This window comes from Clostridium hydrogeniformans DSM 21757 (genome assembly GCF_000686705.1).
GTDB lineage: Bacteria > Bacillota > Clostridia > Clostridiales > Clostridiaceae > Clostridium_Z > Clostridium_Z hydrogeniformans.
The window spans coordinates 32,035-58,638 of the sequence record NZ_KK366006.1 but is presented as its reverse complement, the minus strand read 5'-3'; the positions used below and the strand labels follow the sequence as shown (position 1 = coordinate 58,638).

Sequence of the window (26,604 nt, the reverse complement as noted above, 5' to 3'; positions counted from 1 at the left end):
AACATATGAATATATATTCATATGTTTAAAGGAGGAGAGATATGGAAAATAAAATAGATGCTTGCAAATGTAATATTATACATGAAGATGTTGTAAAAAAAGCTAAAAATTCATTACCAGAAGATGAAGTTTTATATGATTTAGCTGAATTGTTTAAGGTTTTTGGAGATAGTACAAGAATTAAAATAATATGTGCACTTTTTCAAGATGAAATGTGTGTTTGTGATATATCATCACTTTTAAGTGTAAGTCAGTCTGCTGTATCTCACCAACTTAGAGTGCTTAAAAATGCAAGACTTGTGAAAAATAGAAGAGACGGAAAGGTTATTTATTATTCATTAGCAGATGATCATGTTAAAAAGATATTCCATCAAGGATTAAATCACATATTGGAGTAAAGGAGGGGAAAAAATGGTTAAAAAACAGTTTGTTTTAGAAGGATTAGATTGTGCTTCTTGTTCAATGAAAATTGAAGATAAGGTATCAAAGTTAGAAGGGGCAAAGGATGTTAATATAAACTTTGTAAACAAGACTTTAAGTGTTTCATTAACAGAAGAAGGGAATTCGAAGAATATAGAAGAAGCTATAATATCTATAGTAAAAGAATTAGAACCAGATGTTAGGGTTATACCTAAGAAGAAACCATCTAAAAAACCTCAAATAAAAAAGCCTACAAAAGTAGTTAATGGAAAGGCTAAGGAGTCTTATAATGCTACTTTACTTTTAGAAGGGTTAGATTGTGCTAATTGTGCAGGAAAAATAGACAAACAGGTTTCAAGACTTAAGGGAATAAGTGATTCTTCATTAGATTTTGTATCTAAAAAGCTTAGGGTTAAGTTTGAAGAGGGTGCAAAAAATGAGGATTTAATAAAAAGTATAGAGGATATAGTTTATAAGTTAGAACCAGAAGTTAAGGTTATTAATATAAGTAATAATCCTAGAGGTAAGGTTAGTAAAAAGAAAGATGTGGTTAAGGAAGAATCAGAGGATAATTCAGAAATAATGAAATTTGCAGTGGGAAGTGCATTCTTTGTTGCTGCATTAGTTCTTAAAAACATGTATTGGGTATCAACTATTTTCTTTCTTATAAGTTATATATTAGTAGGTGGAGATGTATTATTAAAAGCAGCAAAGAATATAGGAAGAGGTCAAGTATTTGATGAAAACTTCTTAATGAGTATTGCAACCCTTGGAGCTTTTGCTATAAAAGAATATCCAGAAGCCGTAGCAGTAATGATATTCTATAAAATAGGAGAGATATTCCAAAGCATGGCAGTAAATAAATCAAGAAAGTCTATTTCAGATTTAATGGATATAAGACCAGATTATGCCGTTGTTATAAGAAATAATAAAGAATTAAAAGTATCTCCTGATGATGTATATAAAGAAGAAATAATTATAGTAAAACCAGGAGAGAAGATACCTCTAGACGGAAAAATAATTGAAGGTAATGCTCAAGTAGATACCTCAGCATTAACAGGAGAATCCCTTCCAAGAGATGTTAAGGAAGGCGATGAGATTTTAGGTGGATTTATTAATAAGAATGGTATATTAAGAATAAGGGTTACTAAAGAGTTTGGAGAGTCAACTATATCTAAAATACTAGATTTAGTTGAAAATGCTTCAGCTAAAAAAGCACCTACAGAGAAATTTGTTACTAAATTTGCTAGATATTATACTCCAGTAGTGGTTATATGTGCATTAATATTAGCAATTTTACCTCCTATTATAACAGGAGATGGTAATTTTAGTCAGTGGTTATATAGAGCTTTAGTTTTCCTTGTGGTATCTTGCCCATGTGCTTTAGTTGTATCTATACCTTTAGGATTCTTTGGAGGTATAGGGGCAGCATCTAAAAATGGTATTCTTATAAAGGGTGGAAATTATTTAGAGGCATTAAAAAATGTGGAAGCTGTAGTATTTGATAAGACTGGAACTTTAACAAAAGGTGTATTTAAGGTAACTAAAATAAATAATGAGGACTGGATAAATAAAAATGAACTATTAGAATATGCTGCTTATACAGAGAGCTATTCTAACCATCCTATAGCAACATCTATAGTAGCTGAATTTGGAGAAAATATAGATAAGAATAAGGTAAGCGCATTTTACGAGCATTCAGGACTTGGTATAGAATCTATAATGAATGGAAAGAAAATACTAGCTGGAAATGACAAGCTTATGAAGAAGGAAGAAATAATATACAAAGAAGTAGAAGAGCCAGGAACTGTTATTCATATTGCTATAAATGGAGTTTATGGAGGATATATTTTAATATCTGATGAAATAAAAGAAGACTCAAAAGAAGCTATAAGTAAGCTTAAGTCTTTGGGGATTAAAGACACCATAATGTTAACAGGAGACCGTTTAAAGGTTGCTAAGATAGTTTCAGAGAGCCTAGGACTTACAAGATTCTATGCAGAACTTCTTCCACAGCATAAGGTTGAAAAATTAGAAGAAATAGATAGTAGAAAGTCTAAGAATGGAAAAATAGCCTTTGTAGGAGATGGAATAAATGATGCTCCAGTTTTAGCTAGAGCGGATGTTGGAATAGCTATGGGAGGTGTTGGATCAGATGCAGCTATAGAAGCAGCAGATGTGGTTATAATGACAGATGAACCTTCTAAAATAGCAAGAGCTATAACAATAGCTAAACAAACCAGCAATATAGTATGGCAAAATATAATATTCTCTTTAGGTGTTAAAGGAGTAATATTAATTTTAAGTGCCTTTGGGTATGCTACTATGTGGGAAGCTGTATTTGGAGATGTAGGAGTAACTTTAATTGCAGTACTAAATTCTATGAGAATATTGAAAATAAAATAATATAAGTAAAAAGGAAACCTATCTTTTGTTAGGTTTCCTTTTTTTAGACAAACTATTTTTAAATCATATGTTATAATAATGTAAACAATTAATAGAATTTATTAATAGGAATTAAAGTAGTAAGCGCTTTATGTAAGAGGTGACATATGAAAAGAAATAAAGCAAGTGTAAAAAAATTATTAATTGCATCAATAATAGTAAACCTAATTTTAGTAATTACCTTGGCTATTATAGCTTTATATAACTTAGTTTCCTATGGAGAAGAAAGTTATCATGGTTTCACCTATATAAGTGGAGGAATCATATTTTATATAATAATATCTATAGTATTAATTAATGTGTATTTTACTATTAAATTTTTATACTCATTTATTTTTAGAAGTGGGAAAAGTGAAGGTCTTATAGAGACTATAGAGGATTTAAGTAATTTAAATAAAACTTTAAGAGGACAAAGGCATGATTTTGTGAATCATCTTCAAATAATATACAACCTTATGGAACTTGAGGAGCATGATGAAGCAAAGGATTATATAGAAAAGGTATATGAAGATGTAATAAGAGTAAATAAGGCACTTAAAACTAAGAGTCCAGCAATAAATGCCTTGCTTCAAGCAAAACTTATTCATGGAGAAAAAAATCATATAAATGTGAACCTATATGTAAGCACAAGCCTTAAGGAACTTTCAGTTCCAGATTGGCAGTTTTGTAGGGTTCTTTCTAATATAATAGATAATGCTATATATGCCTTAAATCTTAAGGAAGATAATAGGGAGCTTACCATTGAAATTTTAGAGGATATAAAGAACTATAAGTTTCTTATTTCTAATAATGGTCCTAAAATATCAGAAGAGCAAAGTAGGAAGATTTTTAATACAGGGTTTACAACTAAAGGAGAGAAAGGGACTGGAATGGGGTTATCTATTGTAAGGGACATAGTGGAAGAATATAACGGAGAAATAAGTTTTTTTAGTGATGAAGTTATTACTACATTTAAAGGTTTCTTTCCTAAAAGTACAATAGGTTAATTAGACATTTAATGTTTAAAACTGTATTGTTTAAAGAAAAAGGATTTTAAAATATTTAAATAAAGGTATTATTTACTTAAGAAAAGAATAATTAAATAAGAGAGGCGGTGTGAGGATGGTAATAGAAACATTAGTAGGAAGCATTACTATTGTACAAGGTATATTGTTTCTTGTAGGAATAGCTTTGGTTATACTAGAAATGTTCATACCAGGATTTGGAATACCAGGAATACTTGGAGGAATTGTTTTATTAGCTGCAATAATATTAACAGCTAATACTGTGACCCAGATGATAATTCTTACAATTATAATATTAGCAATATTAGGTATAGCCTTTACTATAGTGTTAATTCTATTTACAAAAGGAAAAATAACTAATGTTGTATTAGAGGAGAAGTTAGACAAAGAAAGAGGATATATAGGAACAGAAGATTTAGATTACTTTATTGGCAAAGAGGGAACTACCACTTCAGTTTTAAGGCCTTCTGGAACAGCAGATTTTCAAGGAGTTAGAATGGATGTGGTTTCTGAAGGAGACTTTATAGAACTTAATGAAAAAATAAAAGTTATAAAAGTTCAAGGAAGAAGAATAGTTGTAAAAAAGTTATAAATAATAAAATAAATTATAAACCAAAAAATAAATTAAAAGAGGGGTGTAATTATGGACAGTATAGTAGGAATTAGTATTTTAGCATCAGTAATAATTATATTTTTAATTCTTTTCTTTACTTTTGTTCCACTAGGACTTTGGATATCAGCAGCTGCTGCAGGAGTCAAGGTAGGAATTTTAAACCTTATAGGTATGAGACTTAGAAGAGTTTCTCCTAGTAGAATAATATTACCACTTATAAAATCTACTAAGGCAGGACTTCAAATCAGTGTTAATCAATTAGAAGCTCACTATTTAGCAGGTGGTAATGTAGATACAGTAGTAGATGCATTAATAGCAGCTCAAAGAGCAGATATAGAACTTTTATTTGAAAAAGCAGCTGCCATAGATCTAGCAGGCCGTGATGTTTTAGAGGCTGTAAAGATGAGTGTTAATCCAAAGGTTATAGAAACACCTAATGTATCAGCAGTATCTAAGGATGGAATAGAGCTTCTTGTTAAGGCAAGGGTTACAGTAAGAGCTAATCTTGAAAGGTTAGTAGGAGGTGCTGGAGAAGCCACTGTTCTTGCTAGAGTAGGAGAAGGTATTGTAACTACTGTAGGTAGTGCATCAGCCCATAAAGAGGTTCTTGAAAACCCAGATTTAATATCAAGGGTAGTTTTATCTAAGGGATTAGATGCAGGAACAGCCTTTGAGATTTTATCTATAGATATAGCAGATGTAGATGTTGGAAGAAATATAGGAGCTCAGCTTCAAACTCTTCAAGCAGAAGCTGATAAGAATATAGCACAGGCTAAGGCGGAAGAAAGAAGGGCAATGGCAGTAGCTCGTGAACAAGAAATGAGAGCAGCTGTTGTAGAAGCAGAAGCAGAAGTTCCAAGGGCAATGGCAGATGCCTTAAGGCAAGGAAAGCTTGGAATAATGGATTATTATGATATGCAAAATGTTGTAGCAGATACAAACATGAGAAATAGTATATCAAAGTCTGATGGTGGATCAGAAATAAACTCTTCAAATGATAAAAGGGATAATTAATTATAAAGGGTGATAGTTATGGGACTTTTAGAAATGTTCTTTGGAGGATTTAGTGAAGATTTTTTAGCTAATGGTATTAATAAGATTGGAAAAGAAGGGCTTAAAGGACTTAATAAAGATATAACTAAGTTAAAGAAAGATAAGATTAAGAAAAGTGATAGTGAATGTGAAGAAGATAATATCTTTAAGAAAGAAGAAAAAAAAGTTTGTAATTCACCTAGTTTATCTAATATAAGCCTAGAAGAACCTAAAGGAATAACCCTAGATAAGGATTCTTTAAGAAATGCCATTATTTTAAAGGAAGTTTTAGACAATAAGAGAATAGCTAAAAGACGAAGTAGAAGAAAAAGTCCATTTAGGAGTGAGAGACTTTGAGTTTAAAAGTTCTAATAGTTGATGATGAAGAAGCAATGAGAAAAATTCTTAAAAAAGCAGTAGAAAAATCTAAAGGATTTGACATTGTTGGAGAAGTTTCAACAGGAGACGCAGCCATAGAAATTTTTAAGAGAGAAAAACCTAATTTAGTTTTTTTAGATGTTGAAATGGATGGGATGAATGGCGTAGAGTGTGCCAAAATACTAGTAGACATAGACTCTTCTGTAAAGATAATATTTGCAACAGGCTATAGTGATTATATGACAGAAGCTTTTGAACTATATGCTTTTGATTATATAGTGAAGCCTTTTAAGCTAGATAGAATATATAAGACCTTAGATAGAATAAGGGATCTTACGGAAATTGAAGTGCCTAAGTTACCTGTTCTTAAAGAAGAGTTGGGATTTACAAGACTTATTATAAAGAACAAGGATGGGATAAACTTTCTTGACATGAAGGATATAATTCTTGTACAAAGGGAACAGGGGTCTACTGTTATATATCTAGAAGATGGTAGTAGCTACACAACATCTGAGGGACTCTTAGATATTGAGGAAAAGTTAGATAAGAGAGTATTCTTTAGAAGTCATAAGTCCTATATAATAAATTTAACAAAAATAAATAAGATTTATCCCTATGGGAGATGGACTTATGTTGTTAAACTTAAAAATATAGGTGAAGATGCACTTTTAACTCATGAAAAATATGAAGATATAAAAAGGCTTTTTTCATAGGCATAATAAAATCCATGGAACTATATTATAGAATATGGTTCCATGGATTTTTAAATTTTTAGCTTTTTAAATATTAAAGGACCTAGGAATACTATAAAAAAGGTAAGTATAAAATATCTTATAAAATGAAAGAGTGCCATATTTGGTAGAAAGAATTTTAAACCAGACTTTATAAAAAGTATTATAATAATTCCACTTAACAATCTAATTATTTTCTTATACATGTTTTTAGGAATAGTAAAGTTTATATACTTTATCTCTAATATATAACCAATAAAGGCCCCAGAAAAACCAGCAATAGCTTTAATTGAATCAGTACTATTAAAAAAAATAAGACTTATTAAAAGTGGGATAAGGATATAAAGAAATAAATAAGGATTATTTTTTTCTTTCCCCTTAACATATATATAGTTAGATAAGAGTACTGAGAGTATACCAAATATTATTCCAAAGAACACATCTTTTGGCCAGTGTACACCAAGATATAGGCGAGATAATCCAACTAATACAATGATAGAGCCACATAAAATATAAAACCATACTTTATTTATAATAATTGAGAGAGATGTCCAAAGAGTAGTTGTACCTTGGGTATGGCCACTAGGGAATGAATATCCTGTGGCTGTTTTAGTTCTAAGACTTCTTATACCTTCAGTACCTATTGGGCGAGGTGTTTTAAAGAAATCCTTAACACATCCGTTAAGGCTCATGCTTGTAAGGTAAGCAAATAGAAGTTTATATCCATAATCTTTATTCATAGTCCAAAAAACAATAATAAATATAGCTATGCCTAATGTTTCTTCCCCTAAAATAGTTAATGCATTAAAAAATATGTCTAAAAATGGTGAAGAAAATTGTTGAATCCAAGTAATAATATTCATATATCAAGCTCCTTTTAGCAAAAAATATTTTATAATTATATTATAAAGCATAAAATTCCATTGACAAAATAAAAAAAATTAAATATACTTAACATTGTAATTTGAGAACTTTTAGGCATTAGGGATTTAATATTGATAGTATTTTATTTTTTATTTCATTGACTTAAAAAATAAAAAGAGACTTATGTATTAGAGTTGAATACATAAGTCTTTTTTTATTTTAAAATATAATATTCTACAATATTTTAAAAAGTAAAATTATTGAGCTGCTGGAGGGGTAAATGTTCTAGTTGCAAGTTCATCATCTAGCATATATAATCCAGTTGGATTTCCATCTACTCTCTTTAATCTCTTTAATATAGTATTAAAAGTATTTTCCTCTTCAACTTGCTCGTCTATAAACCATTTTAAAAGGCTAATAGTAGCATGCTCTCTTTCTTCATTAGCAAGGTCTGCAAGCTTATATATTCTTTTTGTAACAGCCATTTCATGATCATATCCATGAGAGAATAGGTCAACAACGCTCTCGTAGTTAGCTACAGGCTTTTCTATAGAGTCTAAGCTAACCTCTCCACCTTTTTGTGTTATGTAATCATAGATCTTCATAGCATGGAATAACTCTTCTTGAGCTTGAACTCTAAAGAAGTTAGCAAAACCACCAAAGTCTTGACCATCTGCATAAGATGCCATAGCTAAATAAGTATAAGAAGAGAAAAATTCAAAGTTTAGTTGATCATTTAAAGCTTTCAAAAGTTTATCACTTAGCATGTTTATCACTCCTAATTAAAATATTATTTCCTAATACATATTATTATAACAATATATATATATATTAGCAAATTATACACAAATATATGTATAAATATGTAAAATATACTGGACAATTATTCCTGGGAGTTTTCTTCAGTAAATTAGTTCCTAAAATTTTCTTTAGAAACTTTAAAAATGGTGGTGAAAGTTTTTTTGTATAAGTTAAGATTTTACTGGGGTTATCTATAGCTATACTGAAATATGCTATAATTAAATCTTATTTAGTATGTGGGGAAAGTTAGTTATTATACTACTTACACCAAAACTCTTAAGTTTTTTCATGTGCTCTATATTATTTACTGTATAGGTGTTAATCATTATATCCTTACTTAATATAGTATTTACAATTTCCTTACTCATAATACTAAAATATTGAGGATGAAGACAATCAGCTCCTACCATGGTGCAATAATCCCAAGGCTTATAGAGATTACCATCATAAAGAAGACCAGTTTTTATAGATTTATCTATTTCTTTTACTAGAGCCATTGAGTAGTGGTTAAAGGAGGAGAGAATTACATTATTATTTAAATTATATTTATAGATTAAATTTATAACAGATTCTTCTAATCCATTGTAAGGAATTTCCGTGTTTTTAAGTTCTATATTTAATAGGAGAGACTGATCCTTTGCAAAGATCAATAATTCTTCTAAGGTAGGAATTTTTATATTTTTAATCTCAGAATTAAATCTATAACTAAAGTCTAAGTTTAGAAGTTCTTTATAGGTATAGTCTTTTATATAACCAGAGCCATTAGAGGTTCTATCTAAGGTTTCATCATGACATAGTACAGGTATTTTATCCTTTGTAAATTGAACATCCGTTTCTATACCATCACATTTAGCTTCAAAGGCTTTTTCAAAGGCAACCATGGTGTTTTCAGCATATTCTCCACTAAAGCCCCTATGAGCAATATTTAAAGTTTTATTCATATAAATCTCCTTTAGCACATTATAAAATATTATTAAACTATGTCTTTATTATAGAATTAACTCTTGGTTTAATGAATAGATTAGTATAAGATATAAATATATTTTACAAAAACTTAAGAAAATGTTAAGGGTTATTTAAGACTATTTTTAGTAATATGTGATAATATATAGTTATAAGTTATGTTGATATTAATTTGAAGAGAGGATATGAATATCAGAATAGGGTGAAGTGTATGAAGAGTATTAATAAAGTTGTGACTATAGCTTTAATCATAGTTATAGCATTAGTAGTTATAAAAATTACTTTTTTCTTAATCCCTTTTATAATAATAGGTATAGGGGGATACTTTTTATTCAAATATTTAAAGAAGGAATTTGGTGGATTTAAAAAATCCAATAAATCAAATATATATAATAAAGAATCTAAGGAAACATATAATAATGATGATTTTCCTTTTAAGGATGAAAAAGAAAAGGAAAAGATAATTATAGATGTTGACTATAAAGATTCATAATCCCAATTGGTTCCTGCATTTGCAGGAACATTTTTTTATCTTTATGATAGCCATGGAAATAAAAATATAGGAAGGCTTTATTAGTTACTAATTAAGATTAATGACAGAATATTTTTGTGATATTTTAACATAAATACTTAATTTACTAATTAGCAATATCCTTGATTTATAAATGGATATAAATTAATCTTTAAACTGAAAATCCTGTGGTTTTTTAGAAGTTAAAGGAGTTGGCTTAATTTCAAAGAAAAAATGGATAAAATAAAAGATTATGAGTAGGATTTAGGTTTATTGGAATAATTAAAGAAAGAGGATTTTTTAAAAAAAGTTTATTTTTTATCAATGAAACTTAAAATTTTCATAAAATACTTATATAACTTACATATATAAGCTATAATAATATTTAGAAGTTTATAGGAAGAACCTTGAAATATTAATAGGTTTAATTTAATATAAATAAAAATTAGTATAATATAAATTAAAGTAATAAAAACTTTCTTGTAATTATATTGTGAAAAAATATATAATTAAAACATGAAATTTTTAATTAGGAAGACATTACTTTAACATAGAAGAGGTGTTAAGATGGATAAAAAGAAAAATATATCTATGGCAGTAATTAAGAGGCTGCCTAAATACCATAGATACTTATCGGAATTATTACGTAATGATGTGGATAGAATTTCATCTAAGGAACTTAGTGAAAAAATAGGTTTTACAGCTTCTCAAATAAGACAAGACCTAAATTGTTTTGGTGATTTTGGCCAGCAAGGATATGGCTATAATGTACGTGAGCTTTATAATCAGATAAGTACTATTTTAGGATTAACAAGAGAATATAGCACTATAATCATAGGAGCTGGAAACATAGGTCAGGCTATTGCAAACTATAACAAATTTGAAAAGTTAGGATTTACTCTAAAAGGAATATTTGATGCTAACCCTAAGTTAGTAGGTATGAAAATAAGAGATATAGAGATTAAAGATATAGATGACCTAGAAGAATTCTTAAAGGGAAGTCATATAGATATAGGAGTGCTTTGCGTACCTAAGGTTAATGCTCAAAAAACTTGTAACCTACTAGTTAATAATGGAGTTAAGGGAATATGGAACTTTGCACCAGTAGATTTAAGTGTTCCGGAGGACGTAATAATTGAGAATGTTCATTTAAGTGATAGTTTACTTACTCTTGCATATTTGTTAAATGAAGTGGAAGAAGAAGAATAATCTGTTATAAAAACATAGGAATGTTTAAAAATTCAAAAAACTTTCAAAGGTTATTGAAATATTATCCAATGGGCTATATAATAATAATTGAAGTATCATACTTCAATTATTTTTTATTATCAATTGTTACATGTTTAACAAAGAATAAAAGAAATCATAAGAATTTACCTGGAAATAATAACACAAAACTCGTATTTTAATGTATTAAAAATAAAGGGGGATACAAATGGAACTAAAAAATGTTCTTTTTGAAAAGGAAGGAAAAATCGCTATTGTAACTATTAACAGGCCTAAGGCTTTAAATGCCTTAAATTCAGAAACTTTAAAAGAGCTAGATAATATTTTAGATATTATAGAAAATGATGATGAAATCTATGCTATAGTTTTAACAGGTGCAGGGGATAAGGCTTTTGTTGCAGGAGCAGATATAACAGAAATGAAAGATTTAAGTGCATTAGAAGGAAGAAGATTTTCAATTTTAGGAAACAAAATTTTCAGAAGATTAGAAAATATCGAAAAAGTTGTTATTGCGGCTATACCAGGATTTGCTCTTGGTGGAGGCTGTGAACTTTCCATGGCTTGTGACATAAGAATAGCTTCTGAGAAAGCAAAATTTGGACAACCAGAAGTTGGTTTAGGAATAACTCCAGGCTTTGGAGGAACTCAAAGACTTCCAAGACTTGTAGGCGAAGGACGTGCAAAGGAACTTATATTTACAGCAAGGATTGTAAAAGCTGAAGAGGCTTATAATATAGGACTTGTTAATAAAATAGTACCTCTAGAAAACTTAATAGATGAAGCAAAAGCAATGGCAAATTTAATTGCATCTCAAGGACCAGCTGCTATAAGACTTTCTAAGGCAGCTATAAATAGAGGAATGCAGTGTGATATAGATACAGCTTTAATGTATGAAGCTGAAGTATTTGGAGAATGTTTTTCAACAGAGGATCAAAAAGAGGGAATGACAGCTTTTGTTGAAAAGAGAGATAAGACTTTTAAGAATAATTAAGGAAAATGAGGGGGTAAGCATAATGGATTTTAAGCTTTCAAAAGAACAAGAATTAGTAAGGCAAATGGTTAGGGAGTTTGCTGAAAACAAGGTAAAGCCTATAGCAGCAGAAATAGATGAGACAGAAAGATTTCCTATGGAAAATGCAAAGCTTATGGGTAAGTATGGAATGATGGCAATTCCTTTTAAGAAAGAATATGGTGGAGCAGGGGGAGACACTTTATCTTATATTCTAGCTGTAGAAGAGTTATCTAAGGTGTGTGGATCAACTGGGGTAATATTATCAGCTCATGTATCTTTATGTGCATCATTAATAGATCAATTTGGAACAGAAGAGCAAAAACAAAAATATTTAGTTCCTCTTGTAAATGGAGATAAGATTGGGGCCTTTGGACTAACAGAGCCTAATGCTGGAACAGATGCCTCAGGTCAACAAACTACAGCAGTTTTATATGGGGATAATTATATATTAAATGGAAGCAAGATCTTTATAACTAATGGTGGTGTTGCAGAAACCTTCATAATATTTGCTATGACAGATAGAAGTAAAGGGGTTAAAGGAATATCTACATTTATAGTTGAAAAGGGTTTTAAAGGATTCTCCATAGGAAAACTTGAAGATAAGATGGGCATAAGAGCGTCCTCAACTACAGAACTCATAATGGAAAATTGTATAGTGCCAAAGGAAAACCTAATAGGTAAAGAAGGGAAAGGCTTTGGTATAGCAATGAAAACATTAGATGGAGGAAGAATTGGAATAGCTGCTCAAGCTTTAGGAATAGCAGAAGGAGCTTTTGAAGAAGCTATAAAATATGTAAAAGAAAGAAAACAATTTGGAAGACCAATAGCTGCCTTCCAGGGACTTCAATGGATGATAGCAGAAATGGATACAAAAATAGAAGCAGCTAAAAACCTTGTTTATAAGGCAGCTTATAATAAGGATAAAGGAATTCCTTACTCTGTAGAGGCTGCAAGAGCAAAGTTATTTGCAGCAGATATTGCAATGGAAGTAACAACTAAGTGTGTTCAACTTCTTGGAGGATATGGATACACTAAGGAATATCCATTAGAAAGAATGATGAGAGATGCTAAAATAACTGAGATATATGAAGGAACTTCAGAGGTTCAAAAAATGGTTATCTCAGGAAGTGTTTTAAAATAAGGGGGAAGACTTATGAAAATCGTTGTTTGTATTAAACAAGTTCCAGATACTACTGTAGTTAAAATAGATCCAAAAACAGGTACATTAATAAGAGATGGAGTACCTTCTATAATAAATCCAGAGGATAAGCATGCTTTAGAGGAAGCTATTACATTAAAAGAAAATAATGGTGGAAGTGTAACCGTTATAACCATGGGACCACCTCAAGCAAAGGACGCTTTAAGAGAAGCTTTATCTATGGGGGCAGATGAGGCTATATTAATAACAGATAGAGCATTTGCAGGAGCAGATACTTTAGCAACTTCTTATGCACTAGCAGGGGCTATAAGAAAACTAGACTATGACATAATACTTGCAGGAAGACAAGCTATAGATGGAGATACGGCTCAGGTAGGACCAGAAATAGCAGAACATTTAAACATACCTCAAGTAACCTATGTACAAGAGGTTAAAGAAGAAGGAGATAAACTTCTTATAAATAGAGCTTTAGAGGACGGATATGAAATAATAGAAGTTAATAAACCAGTTTTATTAACAGCTATAAAGGAATTAAATGAGCCAAGGTATATGAATGCTTGGGATATATTCTCATCAGCTGATAAAGAGATAAAAGTTTGGACTGCGGGCGACATAGATGTAGATAAAAATAAACTTGGACTACCAGGTTCACCAACAAAGGTTAAAAAATCTATGACTAAAGAAGTTAAAGGTCAAGGTGAGATAATTAATAAGCCAGTACCAGAAGCAGTGGAATATTTATTATCTAAATTAAAAGAAAAGCACTACATCTAATAAGGGGGTAAGAAGGATGAACTTAGAACAATATAAAGGTGTTTGGGTATTTGCAGAGCAAAGGGATGGAGAACTTCAAAAGGTATCTTTAGAGCTTTTAGGAGAAGGAAAAAAACTTGCTGATAAGTTAGGTGTTAAGCTTACAGCTTTACTTTTAGGAAATAATGTAGGAGATTTAGCGGACATACTTTCCTATCATGGGGCAGAGGAAGTTCTTCTTGTAGAGGATAAAACTTTAGAGAATTATACAACTGATGGATATACAAAGGTTATATGTGAGTTAGTAGAGGAAAGAAAGCCAGAAATTATATTTATAGGAGCTACTTTTATAGGAAGAGACCTAGGACCAAGGGTAGCAGCAAGGCTTAACACAGGACTTACAGCAGATTGTACATCTCTTGATATAGATGAAGAAGGAAAGTATCTTCTTGCAACAAGACCAGCTTTCGGTGGAAACCTAATGGCTACTATAGCTTGTACTGATCATAGACCTCAAATGGCTACAGTAAGACCAGGAGTTTTTAGTAAGCTTCCAAGAAATGAAGAGATGGAAAAAAATATAGAAAAAGTAAATATAGATATTAAGGAAGAAGATATAAGGACAAAAATACTTAAGATAGTTAAGGAAAATAAAGAAATTCAAGATATATCAGAATCAAAGATTCTTATTTCCGGAGGTAGAGGGGTTGGAAGCAAGGAAAGCTTTAAGCTTCTTTATGATCTTGCAGATGCTATGGGAGGAATAGTTTCAGCATCAAGAGCAGCTGTTGATAATGATTGGCTTCAAAAGGATTATCAAGTAGGACAAACAGGTAAAACTGTAAGACCAAGTGTATATATAGCTTGCGGTATATCAGGAGCAATACAGCACGTAGCTGGTATGCAGGACAGTGACGTTATAATAGCTATAAATAAGGATGCAGATGCTCCAATAATGAAAATGGCAGATTACGCAATAGTTGGAGATTTAAATAAAGTTATACCAGAACTTATAGCTCAGTTTAAGGCTATGAATAATTAAGAAAATAAGGAGGGGTCATATATGAAGAAGATATTTGTACTTGGGGCAGGAACTATGGGAGCAGGAATTGCTCAAGCTTTTGCAGTTAAAGGATATGAAGTTATAATAAGAGATATAAAAGATGAATTTGTTGAAAGAGGAATTGCTGGAATAACTAAAAGTTTAAGTAAACTTGTAGAAAAGGGAAGACTTCAAGAAGAGGCTAAAAATGAGATACTTTCAAGAGTTAAAGGAACTACTGACCTTAAGTTAGCTCACGACTGTGACTTAGTGGTGGAAGCAGCTGTAGAAAATATGGCAATAAAAAGAGAGATATTTAAGGAATTAGGTGAATTATGTAAGGAAGAAACAATTCTTGCAACTAATACATCATCTCTTTCTATAACAGAGATAGCAACAGCAACTAATAGACCAGATAAGGTTATAGGAATGCACTTTTTTAACCCAGCTCCAGTTATGAAATTAGTTGAGATAATTAGAGGTATAGCTACTTCAGAAGAGAGTTTTAATGCGGTTAAGGAATTATCACTATCCATAGGAAAAGATCCTGTTGAAGTTAAGGAAGCACCAGGATTTGTAGTAAATAGAATTTTAATTCCTATGATAAATGAGGCTATATGTGTTCTTGCAGAAGGAACTGCAAGTGAAGAAGATATAGATAAAGCTATGATGCTTGGAGCTAATCATCCTATGGGACCATTAACATTATCAGATTTTATAGGAAATGATATAGTTTTAGCTATAATGGAAGTATTATATAGTGAAACAGGAGATCCTAAATACAGACCATGTCCTTTATTAAAGAAATATGTAAGAGCGGGATATTTAGGAAGAAAAACAGGTAGAGGATTCTTTAATTATAAAAAATAAAAAGGTTAGTAGAATAGGATGGCACTGAAAAACCTATGGTTTTTCAGCACCATCCTATTTTACCAACCTCTTTTTATATTATCGAAGCCTTTTATACAAGATTTTTTAACAAGATCTAAAGCTCTTTTATTTAAATCATCTTCACATCCAATAGAACCTTTTATAAGAGAACAGTATTTATTTAGCATAACTGGGGTTCCAGCTAAGCTCTTAGCTTTTAAGGAGTAGGATAATTTGTTAGGGTCAGATTTTTCAGTATTAAAGGAGGTTTTTTTAAAATCTCCTTCATAAACTTCACATTTCATAGCATAAGTAAGAACAGATTCATTATCTATAAAACACATGTATGCACCTTTACTAGATATATCTTTTGATACTATTGAAGGGGTGTTAAGCCCTGGTGATGTTTCCTTTACTATATCTTTTGTTAAGTATGGTATGAAATGGATAGTACCGCTATAATTTCCACAAGGAATTATAGTTAAGTTAATGGAAAATGTATCTTTATTTTTTAAATTAAATAAAGTTTTTAAATAGAGTCTAAAAGTAAGTTCTTCATTTGTGCATAAACAAGAGGCATTAAATATACCTTTTTTGGAATTAATGTAGTGCTCAAGTTCTTTTAAATTAAAGTTTTCTAGATTAAGAGAAGAATTATCGATTAATATATCTACACCTATTATGTGGGTGTTTAGTAGATTTTTAATCTCTGCATTAAAGGGTTTTAAGATAGTATTAAACACTATACCTCCTCCGAGATAATAATTGCTATAATATTACAATATGCAAAACTTGAAAATATGTTAAAAGTTTCTTTGAGTTTTAGGGGATAGAAAGGTATGAAATTATATTATAAATGTATTTTAACAAAGCATTTTAAGGAGAAAAAAATAATTATAAGTTTGGATATATGACTAAAGATTTTAATTATTAAGAATTATTAGAATAATATATGACACAAATAGTATAGGATGTGATAAAATTATATAGAGAAAATAAAGTCGAACTAATAAGGAGGATAATATGTCTTTAAGGGGAATTGGGAGTTCACTTTTATTAGCTATTAATATTGGAGCATTACCTTATTTTATAGGAATATCTGGAACCCTTATTATTATATCTTTATCATATATATTTCTTGGAATAATATATATTAAAGATAAGGAAATGTTTCATGCTATAAGTAGGTTTAAAAATATAGATAGATACATAGCCTATGAAAAAAAGGACAAGGATTTTAAGGAATATGTAAAGGAGAATCCATACTCTTATTTCTTGATAGGGGGTTTAGTGCTTTATCTAGCCTATAAGTTTATGGAAGTGGGATATTCAGTAAAATATTCTCTTATCTTTATAATTTTTATTATAGCTAACTATTTAGTTGAGGTATATGCAATGACTACAAGTGATGATTGGTTAGGGTATAGAAAAAAAAGCTTATTAATAGGTATGATAATTGTTTTTCTTATTCTATTTTTATTTTAAAGACGATAAATAATATATTGATTATATATTCTAGGGGATATATATAATCAATAATTATATATATTAAAAAGTAATTAGGAATTAGCCTAACTTTTATTACAGAAAGTAATAGGATATAGAACAGTATAGCCTATTATATTGTAATAGAAATGTGCAGGATATTTTATCTAATTATTTTTTCAATGCTTAAATTTTAGTGGGGGGATTAATATGTATAAGATTTTAAGAAAAAGACTTTTAGCTCAGAATATATACCTTATGGATGTAGAAGCTAAAAGAGTAGCAAAGTCATGTTATCCAGGACAATTTGTAATAATAAAGATGGATGAAAAAGGGGAAAGAATACCCTTAACCATTTGTGATTACAACAGGGAAGAAGGTAGCGTTACCATAGTATTTCAAACTCTTGGGAGTTCAACTAAGAAAATGGCACTCTATGAAGAAGGAGATGTATTTTCAGATTTTGTAGGACCTCTTGGTATGCCATCAGAGATGGTTCATGAGGATTTAAATAGTCTTAAAGAAAAGAACATATTGTTTGTTGCAGGAGGGGTTGGAACAGCACCTGTTTATCCTCAAGTAAAGTGGCTTCATGAAAATGGAGTTAGGGCAGATGTTATAGTTGGTACCAGATCAAAAGAAACCCTCATACTAGAAGATGAAATGAAGTCGGTTTCAGGAAATCTTTATGTAGCTACTGATGATGGAAGTTATGGAACTCATGGTTTAGTTACAGATGTAATAAAAGATTTAGTTGTTAATAAGGGCAAAAAATATGACCTATGTATTGCTGTAGGTCCTATGATAATGATGAAATTTGTTACATTACTTACTAAGGAACTAAATATAAAGACAGTTGTTAGTTTAAATCCGATTATGGTAGATGGAACAGGTATGTGTGGTGCTTGTAGAGTTACTGTTGGAAATGAGGTTAAATTTGCCTGTGTAGATGGACCAGAGTTTGATGGTCATCTTGTTAATTTTGATGAGGCTATGAGAAGACAAGCTATGTATAAAACTGAAGAAGGAAGAGAAGTTCTTAAGAAAGAAGAGGGAGATACTCATCATAGAAAAGGCTGTGGTTGCGGAGGTGACAAGTAATGGATAGATTTAAGAGAGTACCAGTAAGGGAACAAGATCCAAAGGTTAGGGCAAAAAACTTTGAGGAAGTTTGCTATGGGTATAATGAAGAAGAGGCTGTTAAAGAGGCTTCAAGATGTTTAAATTGTAAAAATCCTCACTGTGTTACTAAGTGTCCAGTAAATATTAATATTCCAGAATTCATAGGCCATGTTAAAGAGGAAAATTTTGAAGAGGCTGCTAAAACCATAGCTAAATATTCAGCATTACCTGCAGTTTGTGGAAGAGTATGTCCTCAAGAAAGTCAATGTGAAGGAAAGTGTGTTTTAGGTATAAAGGGAGAGTCAGTTTCTATAGGGAAGCTTGAAAGATTTGTTGCAGATTGGTCTAGGGAAAATAACATATCCCTTTGTGAAAAAGAAGAAAGTAAGGGAAAGAAGGTTGCAGTTATAGGAAGTGGACCAGCTGGACTTACTTGTGCTGGAGACCTAGCTAGAAAAGGTTATGATGTAACAATATTTGAAGCACTACATGAGCCTGGTGGAGTTTTAGTTTATGGAATACCAGAGTTTAGACTTCCTAAGGATACAGTAGTTAAGCATGAAATTGAAAATATAAAGAAGTTAGGAGTTAAAATAGAAACTAATGTTATTGTTGGAAGAACAGTAACAGTAGATGCTCTTTTAAATGAAGAGGGTTTTGATGCAGTATTTATAGGTTCTGGAGCTGGACTTCCAAAGTTTATGGGGATACCAGGAGAAAACTCTAATGGGGTATGTTCAGCTAATGAGTTTTTAACTAGAAGTAATCTTATGAAAGCTTTTAAGGAAGAGTATTCAACTCCAATAAGAGTTGGTAATAAGGTGGCTGTAGTTGGTGGCGGTAATGTTGCTATGGATGCTGCTAGAACTGCATTAAGACTTGGAGCAGAGGTTCATGTAATCTATAGAAGAAGTGAGGAGGAACTTCCAGCAAGAGTTGAGGAGGTTCATCATGCTAAGGAAGAGGGAATAATTTTTGATCTTTTAACCAATCCAGTAGAAATTTTATCTGATGAAAAAGGATGGGTTAAAGGTATTAAGTGTATAAAAATGGAGCTTGGGGAACCAGATGCATCAGGTAGAAGAAGACCAGTAGAAGTTAAGGAATCAGAATTTATAATAGATGTGGATACAGTAATCATGTCCCTTGGAACATCTCCAAATCCATTGATATCTAGTACTACAAAAGGATTAGATATTAATAATAGAAAATGTATAATAGCAGAAGAAGAGACAGGACTTACTACTAAAGAGAAAGTTTATGCAGGAGGAGATGCAGTAACTGGCGCTGCTACAGTTATTCTTGCTATGGGAGCAGGGAAGAAAGCAGCAGCTGCAATAGATGAGTTTTTAAGTAAATAGGTATTATGTTATAGAATAAGATTATGTTATAGAAATATAGTGAAAACTAAAATAGACTTAGGTTAAATTTATTAGATCTATATTTATAAATTGTAATAAAAAGCCATGGAGGTAAGCTAAGAGTGTTTTCATAGTTATCCATGGTTTTTTATTTTTGTATAAGTTTATCTAACAGCTAAAATTCATTTAAGATTTAAGTAATACAATAAAATAATATAGAAAAGTATAAAATAAAAAACTAAACATAAACTAAAGTAGTTTAATAAGTTATTAAGTAAATATTATAGGAGTTATATTTAATAAATTATTAATAGATAATTATTAATAGAAAAAAGCATTAACTTTAGATAATTAATATTATATAATATTAATTAAAATAAATTATTGTTAAGAAGGTGAAATTATGGATTTTAAATATATAGAAGAATTTAAGGATGGAGTTATAATAAAGGAAGTAAAGAACTTTGAGCTTCCTCATATTTTTGATTGTGGACAATGTTTTAGGTGGGAAAGACAAGAAAATGACAATTACATAGGGGTGGCATTTCAACGTGTTATAGAGGTAGAAAAGAGAGGCAATGATGTTTATATTTATAATGCAACTAAGGACGATTTTAATAATATATGGCTTGAATTCTTTGATTTAAATAGGGATTATAGTGATATAAAAAATGAATTATCTAATGATGAAATTTTAAAGAAATCTGTTGAGTTTGGTCATGGTATAAGACTATTAAAACAGGATCCTTTTGAAATTGTTATTAGTTTTATTATATCAGCTAATAATAGGATACCTATGATAAGAAGGGCTATTAATACCATAAGTAGCAAATGGGGAAAAACTCTTTCTTACAACGGGAAAACATATTATGCATTTCCAACATTAGAAGACCTTAGTAAATTATCTTTAGAGGAGATTGAAGCTTGTGGGGTTGGATTTAGAGCAAAATACATACATGATACTATAAGTAAGATATATAAATTTCAGGAAGAAGCAAAGGTTTGTAAGATGCTTTCAGAAGGGGAGATTAATTGGGATTTAAGTTATATAAAATCCTTAAGTGATGATGAATGCCATAAAGCACTTCAAAACTTTTCAGGAATTGGTCCAAAAGTTGCAGACTGTATTATGCTTTTCTCCATGGAGAAGTATTCTGCATTCCCAGTGGATGTATGGGTTAAAAGAGCTATGCAGCATTTCTATTTAGCTCCTGATGTATCATTAAAAAAGATGAGAGATTTTGCAAGGGATAAGTTTGGCGACTTATCAGGATTCGCACAGCAATATCTTTTCTACTACGCTAGGGAAAATAATATTAAGATATAATTTATTATTAGACTTTCTAATATAGATTTAAATAGAATAAAGGTAAAATTACAAAAATATGACTCCTTCTAGGAATTTATAGAAGGAGTCATTATATTTTGCTCTATTAATATTAATAATTTTAAAAAGTTATTATTTTCATATAATATTACTATGAATTTAATGAAAAGTAATAAAATAGGGCTTATTACATTATAAGTATTTTCTGTTATAATGTAAGCATAAGTGTTTTGATTTTTCTAGGTTAAACTGTAACATTGTACTTTAAAACAGGGGTTAAAAAAGTTTTGAAAGATTTTAGGAGAGGGATAAATATGCTTACATTTGAAACTGAATTAAAAAAATTCAAACATGAGATTTTAAAGAATATAGCTTGTCTGGGGATAAAAGATAGGCTTATAAAGGAAGAGCTTATAAAAATACCAGGGATAATATTTCAAGATGATAAACCTAATTATAGAGACACAGTTAACAAGGAAAAAAAGGTTATATTAGATACGGTTAAAATTTTAAGTTCCAATATAACCAGGAATAATAGTGATGAGTTTCAAGATATATCTGACAGTGATCAGATAATTTATGTTATAGATGAAGCTTGTGATAGATGTCCTACAAAGAAGTATTGGGTTACTAATGCTTGTCGTGGATGTATATCACATAAGTGTATGGAGGTATGTCCAGCTAAGTGCATATCAAGGGTAGATGGAAGTGCCTACATAGATGATAGCAAATGCAAAGAGTGTGGAATGTGTAAAAAGGCTTGTCCTTATGATGCTATATCTGTGGTAGGGAGGCCATGTAGGGCAGTATGCCCAACAGGTTCAATAAGCTTTAGCAAGGATTCAGAAGACAAGAAGGCTATAATTGATGAGAGTCTTTGTATAAATTGTGGGAATTGTATGGCAGTATGTCCTTTTGGAGCTATAATGGATAAAAGTTCTATTGGACAAGTAGCTAGGGAACTTTCTAAAGGAGAGAAATTATATGCTATAGTTGCACCAGCCATAGGAGGACAATTTGGATTTAAGATATCTATGGATCAAGTAAAAACTGCAGTGAAAAAAATAGGGTTTGTTACAATGAAGGAAGTGGCAGAAGGGGCAGATGCAGTTACAGCTTTTGAAAGCAATGAATTTGTTCATAGGATAAAAGAGGGAAATAAATATATGACTAGTTCTTGCTGTCCAGGTTTTATGAAATATATAGAAATTATGTTTGGATCAGAAGTGAAAAATATATCTTCCACTGTATCACCTATGATAGCAACAGCTAGGTATATAAAATCTAAGGATAAGGATGCAAAGGTAGTGTTTATTGGACCTTGTACAGCTAAGAAGATGGAAGCATTGAGAGGGGAACTTAAGGGAGATGTTGACTATGTTCTAACATTTGAAGAGCTTTATGCCCTATTAGATGCTTTTAATGTGGATATAGAAAAATGTGAAAAGGATGTATTAGATGAAGGATCTATTTATGGAAGAGGCTTTGCTGCAGGGGGAGGACTTACTGCTGCCATAGAGAATTATATAAAGGATAAAAATATAGATGTTGATTTTAAGCCAGTTAAGGTTAGTGGAGGAGCAGAGGTTAAAAAGGCCATGACAATGGCAAAGGTTCTTAAGATTGATGGGAACTTTATTGAAGGAATGGCTTGTATGGGCGGCTGTATAGGAGGACCAGGAAATTTAGTTTCTCAGTTAAAAGGAAAGCCTGTGATGAATAAATTTAATAATGAATCCACTAAAAGGTCTGTGTTATCAAATGATACACTAGAAGAGTACCTTAAGCTTAACTTAGAAAGGCATTGTGAATAGAAAAGTTAAGAAATATATATAGTAATAATAAAACATATTAATAGTTAAGGCTTTTATAGGAAATAAATATATTTCTTAGTAATGAAGCCTTAATTTTTTTATCTATAGTTAAATATAAGAAAAAGGTAAGTGAGCTTTTTTATAAAGGAAATATTAAAATACCTCTAAATAGATAAGGGATTTTATTTAGAGGTATTTAATGATGAAGGAAATTATTCATCTTTAAACTTTATAATATTCATAGGTAAGGTTATGGGATGGATATTGTAAAGTTTTAAAATAGGCTTATGTAAGTATAGGTAAAAATAAAAGCCTAGGTTAATTAAAAGTTAGTTTACTTATACTTATTTAAGGGTTTTGCATTAATTTTTTTACTTATTACTAAAAGAATTAATACAAATAGCTCTATTAATATTATTATAAATATAAAGCTATGCATAAAAAATTCTTGAGGAAGAATATTTATAATAGGGTCAAGATCAGGATCAAAAAGCCAGTAGTCATTCCTGAAAAAGATTTTATGGAACATAGTAAAGGCCCTGTCAAAATTTAAAAGAAAGATGGATGTAAGTATAATTGGGCATAGAAAAAGTATTATAAGGGGTCTCTTTAATTTTTTTACTATGCCATTTATAAATAAATATATTAAAAATATAGAAGATCCTAAAAGAGAAATAACATTAATAGTGTAGTTTAGAGAAAATAGTTTTTTAACCTCTTTAAAATGAATTAATCCTTCCTCAGAACTTTTAAAATCAGACATAGATAGGGTAGGAACCTTTCTATTATTTAAATAATTCATAAGTTCATCATAATTTTTAACTATTTTATCATAGCTAACACCAATAGTGTTTGGGATATCAAATTTTTTCACATCATATAAAAATAGAGGCTTAAACCTTATAGACATGGTTATGCTAGAAGATATAATAGCAAGATAAATACATAGTACACCAGATAAAAATAATAATTTTTTCATTTAATCATTAAAACTCCTCTTAAATTAAGTTATATTTTCTTATAGAGTTATTATATAAAAAATTATATATATTAAATAGAGTTTTGGAGATAATAATATGAGAAAATTAAGAAAAGGAAAACATAAAAATAAAAACATAAGATTTTTTTAATAAAATAATGAAAAAATGAGCTTTAAGCTAATAATGGCAAAAAAACGAAGTATAGAGCCTATAATCAAATTTTAAGATAATTTGTTAAATTTGAAGTAACCTTAAGAATACTTTATCATTATAGGTGAATTAGCACTCGATAGTATAGAGTGCTAACAGATGTTTAGAAAAGTATATTAATATTATCATATATATTTAAGGAGGGGTAAACATGATAAGACCACTTGGAGACAGAGTAGTTATAAAAAGATTAGAAGCAGAAGAAGTAACAAAGGGCGGAATTATACTTACTGGTAATGCAAAGGAGAAGCCACAAGAGGCTGAAGTTGTTGCAGTAGGACCAGGAACAGAAAAAGTAACTATGGAAGTTAAGGTTGGAGATAAGGTTTTATTCTCTAAGTATGCTGGAACAGAAGTTAAGGTTGCAGCTGATGAGTACATTATAGTTAAACAAGAAGATATATTAGCAGTAGTAGAATAATTATAAATTTATTTATTTGTTAGGAGGGAATTTTAAATGGCTAAAAGCATAATATTAGGTGAAGAAGCAAGAAGATCTATGCAAAGAGGTGTTGATATCCTTGCAAACACAGTAAAGGTTACTTTAGGACCAAAGGGAAGAAATGTAATATTAGATAAAAAATTTGGTTCACCATTAATAACTAATGATGGTGTTACAATAGCAAGAGAAATAGAGCTTGAAGATGCATATGAAAATATGGGAGCTCAACTTGTTAAAGAAGTTGCAACTAAGACAAATGATGTAGCAGGAGATGGAACTACAACAGCTACATTACTTGCTCAAGCAATAGTAAGAGAAGGATTAAAGAATGTTACAGCTGGAGCTAATCCAATGCTTATAAGAAAGGGTATAAATAAAGCTGTAGAGAAAGCAGTTGAAGAGCTTAAGAACCTTTCTAAACAAGTAGAAGGAAAAGAAGACATAGCAAGAGTAGCAGCTATATCTGCTGCAGATGAAGAAATAGGTAAGCTTATAGCTGATGCTATGGAGAAGGTTGGTAACGAAGGAGTTATCACTATTGAAGAGTCTAAGTCTATGGGAACAGAATTAGATGTTGTTGAGGGAATGCAATTTGATAGAGGATATGTAAGCCCTTACATGGTAACAGATGCTGAGAAGATGGAATCTAACCTAGATGATCCATTTATCTTAATAACAGATAAGAAGATAACTAATATTCAAGATATCCTACCAGTACTTGAGCAAATAGTTCAAGCAGGTAAGAAGTTACTTATAATAGCTGAAGACATAGAAGGAGAGGCTATGGCTACGCTTGTAGTTAATAAGCTAAGAGGAACCTTCACTTGTGTAGCAGTTAAAGCACCAGGCTTTGGAGATAGAAGAAAAGAAATGCTTCAAGACATAGCTGTACTTACAGGTGGTACTGTTATATCAGAAGATCTTGGACGTGATTTAAAGGATGCAACTATAGAAGACTTAGGAAGAGCTGAAAGTGTTAAGATAACTAAAGAAAACACTACAATAGTTAATGGAAGAGGAAGCAGTGAGGACATAAAGAATAGAGTTCACCAAATAAGAGCTCAATATGAAGAGACTACTTCTGATTTTGATAAAGAAAAGCTTCAAGAAAGATTAGCTAAGCTTTCAGGTGGAGTTGCAGTTGTAAAGGTTGGAGCAGCTACTGAAACTGAGCTTAAAGAAAGAAAGCTTAGAATAGAGGATGCTTTAGCAGCTACAAAAGCAGCAGTTGAAGAAGGAATAGTACCAGGTGGTGGAACAGCATTTATAAGCGTATTAAATGATGTTGCAAGCCTAAAATCTGAAAACAGTGATATACAAGTTGGTATAAATATAGTAGCTAGATCTTTAGAAGAACCAATGAGACAAATAGCTATAAATGCTGGAGTTGAGGGTTCTGTAATAATAGATAAGGTTAGAAATAGTGAAGCTGGAATAGGATATGATGCATTAAATAATAAGTACGTAAATATGCTAAAGGCTGGAATTGTTGATCCTACTAAGGTTACAAGATCAGCACTTCAAAATGCAGCTTCAGTTGCAGCTACTTTCTTAACAACAGAAGGAGCAGTAACTGATATACCAGAAAAGAATCCACAACCATCAATGCCTGCACCAGGAATGGGAATGGACGGAATGTACTAAAAATAAAAGAGGTTATCTTATGATAGCCTCTTTTAAATTTTATAAACAATATGATTTTATACAATTTATATAAAATCATTGATTATATTACAAAAATATGATATAATAGTTATTAATGGATATAAATTATCCGAATATTAAAGAGAGAAAGTTTGATATTTTAAAATACTAGGAGGTTATATATTATGAAAAAGTTTATATGTACAATATGTGGATATGTTCATGAAGGGGAAGCGGCACCAGAAAAGTGTCCACAATGTAAGGCGCCAGCTTCTAAGTTCGTAGAGAAGTCAGATGAGGAAATGTCTTGGGCAGATGAGCACAGAATAGGAGTTGCAAAGGATGTAGATCCAAGAATAATAGAAGGATTACAACAAAACTTCATGGGAGAATG

At 30.6% G+C, this 26,604-nt stretch carries 27 protein-coding genes; 22 read left to right on the top strand and 5 right to left on the bottom strand.

All coding sequences use genetic code 11. From position 1 onward, the window contains the following. The first annotated feature begins 41 nt into the window (after nt 1–41). The 7 genes from BR69_RS0118965 (at nt 42) to BR69_RS0118935 (ending at nt 6,605) form a co-directional block, all read left to right on the top strand. The gene (locus BR69_RS0118965; RefSeq protein ID WP_027634609.1) at nt 42–398 is read left to right on the top strand and encodes an ArsR/SmtB family transcription factor; all 357 of its coding nucleotides are present in this window, start codon (nt 42–44) and stop codon (nt 396–398) included. Between the two features lie 13 nt (nt 399–411). Next, a complete protein-coding gene (locus BR69_RS0118960) occupies nt 412–2,826 on the top strand; it encodes a heavy metal translocating P-type ATPase (protein WP_034850156.1) in 2,415 nt (804 codons plus the stop codon). A 146-nt stretch (nt 2,827–2,972) separates the two neighbouring features. Continuing rightward, on the top strand, nt 2,973–3,851 hold the full coding sequence (locus BR69_RS0118955) for a sensor histidine kinase (protein WP_027634607.1): 879 nt from the start codon (nt 2,973–2,975) through the stop codon (nt 3,849–3,851). Between the two features lie 115 nt (nt 3,852–3,966). Beyond that, on the top strand, nt 3,967–4,461 hold the full coding sequence (locus BR69_RS0118950) for an NfeD family protein (protein WP_027634606.1): 495 nt from the start codon (nt 3,967–3,969) through the stop codon (nt 4,459–4,461). A gap of 51 nt (nt 4,462–4,512) precedes the next feature. After that, nucleotides 4,513–5,496, top strand: a complete 984-nt coding sequence (gene floA, locus BR69_RS0118945) for a flotillin-like protein FloA (protein WP_027634605.1) — start codon at nt 4,513–4,515, stop codon at nt 5,494–5,496. A gap of 18 nt (nt 5,497–5,514) precedes the next feature. Then, entirely contained in the window at nt 5,515–5,871 is a 357-nt protein-coding gene (locus BR69_RS0118940; protein ID WP_027634604.1) for a hypothetical protein, read from the top strand. Beyond that, on the top strand, nt 5,868–6,605 hold the full coding sequence (locus BR69_RS0118935) for a LytR/AlgR family response regulator transcription factor (RefSeq protein WP_027634603.1): 738 nt from the start codon (nt 5,868–5,870) through the stop codon (nt 6,603–6,605). The genes BR69_RS0118940 and BR69_RS0118935 overlap by 4 nt, the downstream gene beginning before the upstream one ends. A gap of 50 nt (nt 6,606–6,655) precedes the next feature. Here BR69_RS0118935 and BR69_RS0118930 read toward each other — a convergent pair whose 3' ends face one another. The 3 genes from BR69_RS0118930 to BR69_RS0118920 all read right to left on the bottom strand — a co-directional run bounded on the left by BR69_RS0118930 (nt 6,656) and on the right by BR69_RS0118920 (nt 9,229). Then, nucleotides 6,656–7,486: a phosphatase PAP2 family protein gene (locus BR69_RS0118930; RefSeq protein ID WP_027634602.1), complete on the bottom strand. Its 831-nt coding sequence runs from the start codon at nt 7,484–7,486 to the stop codon at nt 6,656–6,658. 258 nt (nt 7,487–7,744) lie between these two features. Then, nucleotides 7,745–8,254: a ferritin gene (locus BR69_RS0118925; protein WP_027634601.1), complete on the bottom strand. Its 510-nt coding sequence runs from the start codon at nt 8,252–8,254 to the stop codon at nt 7,745–7,747. A gap of 252 nt (nt 8,255–8,506) precedes the next feature. Next, nucleotides 8,507–9,229: a glycerophosphodiester phosphodiesterase gene (locus BR69_RS0118920; protein ID WP_027634600.1), complete on the bottom strand. Its 723-nt coding sequence runs from the start codon at nt 9,227–9,229 to the stop codon at nt 8,507–8,509. Between the two features lie 233 nt (nt 9,230–9,462). On the opposite strand from BR69_RS0118920, the gene BR69_RS0118915 reads away from it, so the two are divergent. The 7 genes from BR69_RS0118915 to BR69_RS0118885 all read left to right on the top strand — a co-directional run bounded on the left by BR69_RS0118915 (nt 9,463) and on the right by BR69_RS0118885 (nt 15,825). Beyond that, on the top strand, nt 9,463–9,744 hold the full coding sequence (locus BR69_RS0118915; RefSeq protein ID WP_027634599.1) for a hypothetical protein: 282 nt from the start codon (nt 9,463–9,465) through the stop codon (nt 9,742–9,744). Between the two features lie 585 nt (nt 9,745–10,329). Continuing rightward, the gene (locus BR69_RS0118910) at nt 10,330–10,971 is read left to right on the top strand and encodes a redox-sensing transcriptional repressor Rex (protein ID WP_027634598.1); all 642 of its coding nucleotides are present in this window, start codon (nt 10,330–10,332) and stop codon (nt 10,969–10,971) included. A 226-nt stretch (nt 10,972–11,197) separates the two neighbouring features. Further along, complete coding sequence (locus tag BR69_RS0118905) at nt 11,198–11,980, top strand: short-chain-enoyl-CoA hydratase (RefSeq protein ID WP_027634597.1); 783 nt, start codon at nt 11,198–11,200, stop codon at nt 11,978–11,980. Nucleotides 11,981–12,002: 22 nt separating this feature from the next. Continuing rightward, complete coding sequence (locus BR69_RS0118900) at nt 12,003–13,142, top strand: acyl-CoA dehydrogenase (protein WP_027634596.1); 1,140 nt, start codon at nt 12,003–12,005, stop codon at nt 13,140–13,142. Between the two features lie 12 nt (nt 13,143–13,154). Then, nucleotides 13,155–13,934 carry an electron transfer flavoprotein subunit beta/FixA family protein gene (locus BR69_RS0118895; RefSeq protein ID WP_027634595.1) on the top strand — a complete coding sequence of 260 codons (780 nt, stop codon included), beginning with the start codon at nt 13,155–13,157 and terminating at the stop codon, nt 13,932–13,934. Between the two features lie 16 nt (nt 13,935–13,950). Continuing rightward, nucleotides 13,951–14,955, top strand: coding sequence for an electron transfer flavoprotein subunit alpha/FixB family protein (locus BR69_RS0118890; RefSeq protein WP_027634594.1), 1,005 nt, complete (start codon nt 13,951–13,953; stop codon nt 14,953–14,955). A gap of 21 nt (nt 14,956–14,976) precedes the next feature. Then, nucleotides 14,977–15,825 carry a 3-hydroxybutyryl-CoA dehydrogenase gene (locus BR69_RS0118885; RefSeq protein WP_027634593.1) on the top strand — a complete coding sequence of 283 codons (849 nt, stop codon included), beginning with the start codon at nt 14,977–14,979 and terminating at the stop codon, nt 15,823–15,825. Nucleotides 15,826–15,884: 59 nt separating this feature from the next. Here the strand turns inward: BR69_RS0118885 and BR69_RS0118880 are convergent, their stop codons facing one another. Continuing rightward, nucleotides 15,885–16,568 (bottom strand): hypothetical protein, encoded by a 684-nt coding sequence (locus BR69_RS0118880; protein WP_027634592.1) that lies wholly within the window; start codon nt 16,566–16,568, stop codon nt 15,885–15,887. Between the two features lie 280 nt (nt 16,569–16,848). On the opposite strand from BR69_RS0118880, the gene BR69_RS0118875 reads away from it, so the two are divergent. The 5 genes from BR69_RS0118875 (at nt 16,849) to BR69_RS0118855 (ending at nt 22,934) form a co-directional block, all read left to right on the top strand. Then, on the top strand, nt 16,849–17,310 hold the full coding sequence (locus BR69_RS0118875) for a hypothetical protein (protein WP_027634591.1): 462 nt from the start codon (nt 16,849–16,851) through the stop codon (nt 17,308–17,310). A 210-nt stretch (nt 17,311–17,520) separates the two neighbouring features. Beyond that, nucleotides 17,521–18,411 (top strand): sulfide/dihydroorotate dehydrogenase-like FAD/NAD-binding protein, encoded by an 891-nt coding sequence (locus BR69_RS0118870; RefSeq protein WP_027634590.1) that lies wholly within the window; start codon nt 17,521–17,523, stop codon nt 18,409–18,411. Continuing rightward, on the top strand, nt 18,411–19,793 hold the full coding sequence (gene gltA, locus BR69_RS0118865) for an NADPH-dependent glutamate synthase (protein ID WP_027634589.1): 1,383 nt from the start codon (nt 18,411–18,413) through the stop codon (nt 19,791–19,793). The genes BR69_RS0118870 and gltA overlap by 1 nt, the downstream gene beginning before the upstream one ends. 403 nt (nt 19,794–20,196) lie before the next feature. Beyond that, complete coding sequence (locus tag BR69_RS0118860) at nt 20,197–21,120, top strand: DNA-3-methyladenine glycosylase family protein (RefSeq protein ID WP_027634588.1); 924 nt, start codon at nt 20,197–20,199, stop codon at nt 21,118–21,120. A 314-nt stretch (nt 21,121–21,434) separates the two neighbouring features. Beyond that, complete coding sequence (locus tag BR69_RS0118855; protein ID WP_027634587.1) at nt 21,435–22,934, top strand: 4Fe-4S dicluster domain-containing protein; 1,500 nt, start codon at nt 21,435–21,437, stop codon at nt 22,932–22,934. A 334-nt stretch (nt 22,935–23,268) separates the two neighbouring features. On the opposite strand, the gene BR69_RS0118850 is transcribed toward BR69_RS0118855, so the two are convergent. Continuing rightward, nucleotides 23,269–23,913: a TIGR01906 family membrane protein gene (locus BR69_RS0118850; RefSeq protein WP_027634586.1), complete on the bottom strand. Its 645-nt coding sequence runs from the start codon at nt 23,911–23,913 to the stop codon at nt 23,269–23,271. A gap of 362 nt (nt 23,914–24,275) precedes the next feature. Between BR69_RS0118850 and BR69_RS0118845 the strand changes: the two genes are divergently transcribed. The 3 genes from BR69_RS0118845 to BR69_RS22240 form a co-directional block, all read left to right on the top strand. After that, entirely contained in the window at nt 24,276–24,545 is a 270-nt protein-coding gene (locus BR69_RS0118845; protein ID WP_027634585.1) for a co-chaperone GroES, read from the top strand. A gap of 36 nt (nt 24,546–24,581) precedes the next feature. Beyond that, nucleotides 24,582–26,210, top strand: a complete 1,629-nt coding sequence (gene groL / locus BR69_RS0118840) for a chaperonin GroEL (protein WP_027634584.1) — start codon at nt 24,582–24,584, stop codon at nt 26,208–26,210. 185 nt (nt 26,211–26,395) lie between these two features. After that, the coding region (locus BR69_RS22240; RefSeq protein WP_423219695.1) for a rubredoxin-like domain-containing protein at nt 26,396–26,604 on the top strand (209 nt) is incomplete at its 3' end.

Excerpts from the sequence above, each read along its gene's own strand:
- groL (WP_027634584.1), top strand. The coding sequence starts at position 24,582 with ATGGCTAAAAGCATAATATTAGGTGAAGAAGCAAGAAGATCTATGCAA.
- BR69_RS0118965 (WP_027634609.1), top strand. The coding sequence starts at position 42 with ATGGAAAATAAAATAGATGCTTGCAAATGTAATATTATACATGAAGAT.
- BR69_RS0118885 (WP_027634593.1), top strand. The coding sequence starts at position 14,977 with ATGAAGAAGATATTTGTACTTGGGGCAGGAACTATGGGAGCAGGAATT.
- BR69_RS0118960 (WP_034850156.1), top strand. The coding sequence starts at position 412 with ATGGTTAAAAAACAGTTTGTTTTAGAAGGATTAGATTGTGCTTCTTGT.
- BR69_RS0118955 (WP_027634607.1), top strand. The coding sequence starts at position 2,973 with ATGAAAAGAAATAAAGCAAGTGTAAAAAAATTATTAATTGCATCAATA.
- BR69_RS0118875 (WP_027634591.1), top strand. The coding sequence starts at position 16,849 with ATGTCTTTAAGGGGAATTGGGAGTTCACTTTTATTAGCTATTAATATT.
- BR69_RS0118870 (WP_027634590.1), top strand. The coding sequence starts at position 17,521 with ATGTATAAGATTTTAAGAAAAAGACTTTTAGCTCAGAATATATACCTT.
- BR69_RS0118950 (WP_027634606.1), top strand. The coding sequence starts at position 3,967 with ATGGTAATAGAAACATTAGTAGGAAGCATTACTATTGTACAAGGTATA.
- BR69_RS0118890 (WP_027634594.1), top strand. The coding sequence starts at position 13,951 with ATGAACTTAGAACAATATAAAGGTGTTTGGGTATTTGCAGAGCAAAGG.
- gltA (WP_027634589.1), top strand. The coding sequence starts at position 18,411 with ATGGATAGATTTAAGAGAGTACCAGTAAGGGAACAAGATCCAAAGGTT.
- BR69_RS0118895 (WP_027634595.1), top strand. The coding sequence starts at position 13,155 with ATGAAAATCGTTGTTTGTATTAAACAAGTTCCAGATACTACTGTAGTT.
- BR69_RS0118905 (WP_027634597.1), top strand. The coding sequence starts at position 11,198 with ATGGAACTAAAAAATGTTCTTTTTGAAAAGGAAGGAAAAATCGCTATT.
- BR69_RS0118855 (WP_027634587.1), top strand. The coding sequence starts at position 21,435 with ATGCTTACATTTGAAACTGAATTAAAAAAATTCAAACATGAGATTTTA.
- BR69_RS0118845 (WP_027634585.1), top strand. The coding sequence starts at position 24,276 with ATGATAAGACCACTTGGAGACAGAGTAGTTATAAAAAGATTAGAAGCA.
- BR69_RS0118910 (WP_027634598.1), top strand. The coding sequence starts at position 10,330 with ATGGATAAAAAGAAAAATATATCTATGGCAGTAATTAAGAGGCTGCCT.
- BR69_RS0118940 (WP_027634604.1), top strand. The coding sequence starts at position 5,515 with ATGGGACTTTTAGAAATGTTCTTTGGAGGATTTAGTGAAGATTTTTTA.
- BR69_RS0118920 (WP_027634600.1), bottom strand. The coding sequence starts at position 9,229 with ATGAATAAAACTTTAAATATTGCTCATAGGGGCTTTAGTGGAGAATAT.
- BR69_RS0118900 (WP_027634596.1), top strand. The coding sequence starts at position 12,003 with ATGGATTTTAAGCTTTCAAAAGAACAAGAATTAGTAAGGCAAATGGTT.
- BR69_RS0118930 (WP_027634602.1), bottom strand. The coding sequence starts at position 7,486 with ATGAATATTATTACTTGGATTCAACAATTTTCTTCACCATTTTTAGAC.
- floA (WP_027634605.1), top strand. The coding sequence starts at position 4,513 with ATGGACAGTATAGTAGGAATTAGTATTTTAGCATCAGTAATAATTATA.
- BR69_RS0118860 (WP_027634588.1), top strand. The coding sequence starts at position 20,197 with ATGGATTTTAAATATATAGAAGAATTTAAGGATGGAGTTATAATAAAG.
- BR69_RS0118850 (WP_027634586.1), bottom strand. The coding sequence starts at position 23,913 with ATGAAAAAATTATTATTTTTATCTGGTGTACTATGTATTTATCTTGCT.
- BR69_RS0118915 (WP_027634599.1), top strand. The coding sequence starts at position 9,463 with ATGAAGAGTATTAATAAAGTTGTGACTATAGCTTTAATCATAGTTATA.
- BR69_RS0118925 (WP_027634601.1), bottom strand. The coding sequence starts at position 8,254 with ATGCTAAGTGATAAACTTTTGAAAGCTTTAAATGATCAACTAAACTTT.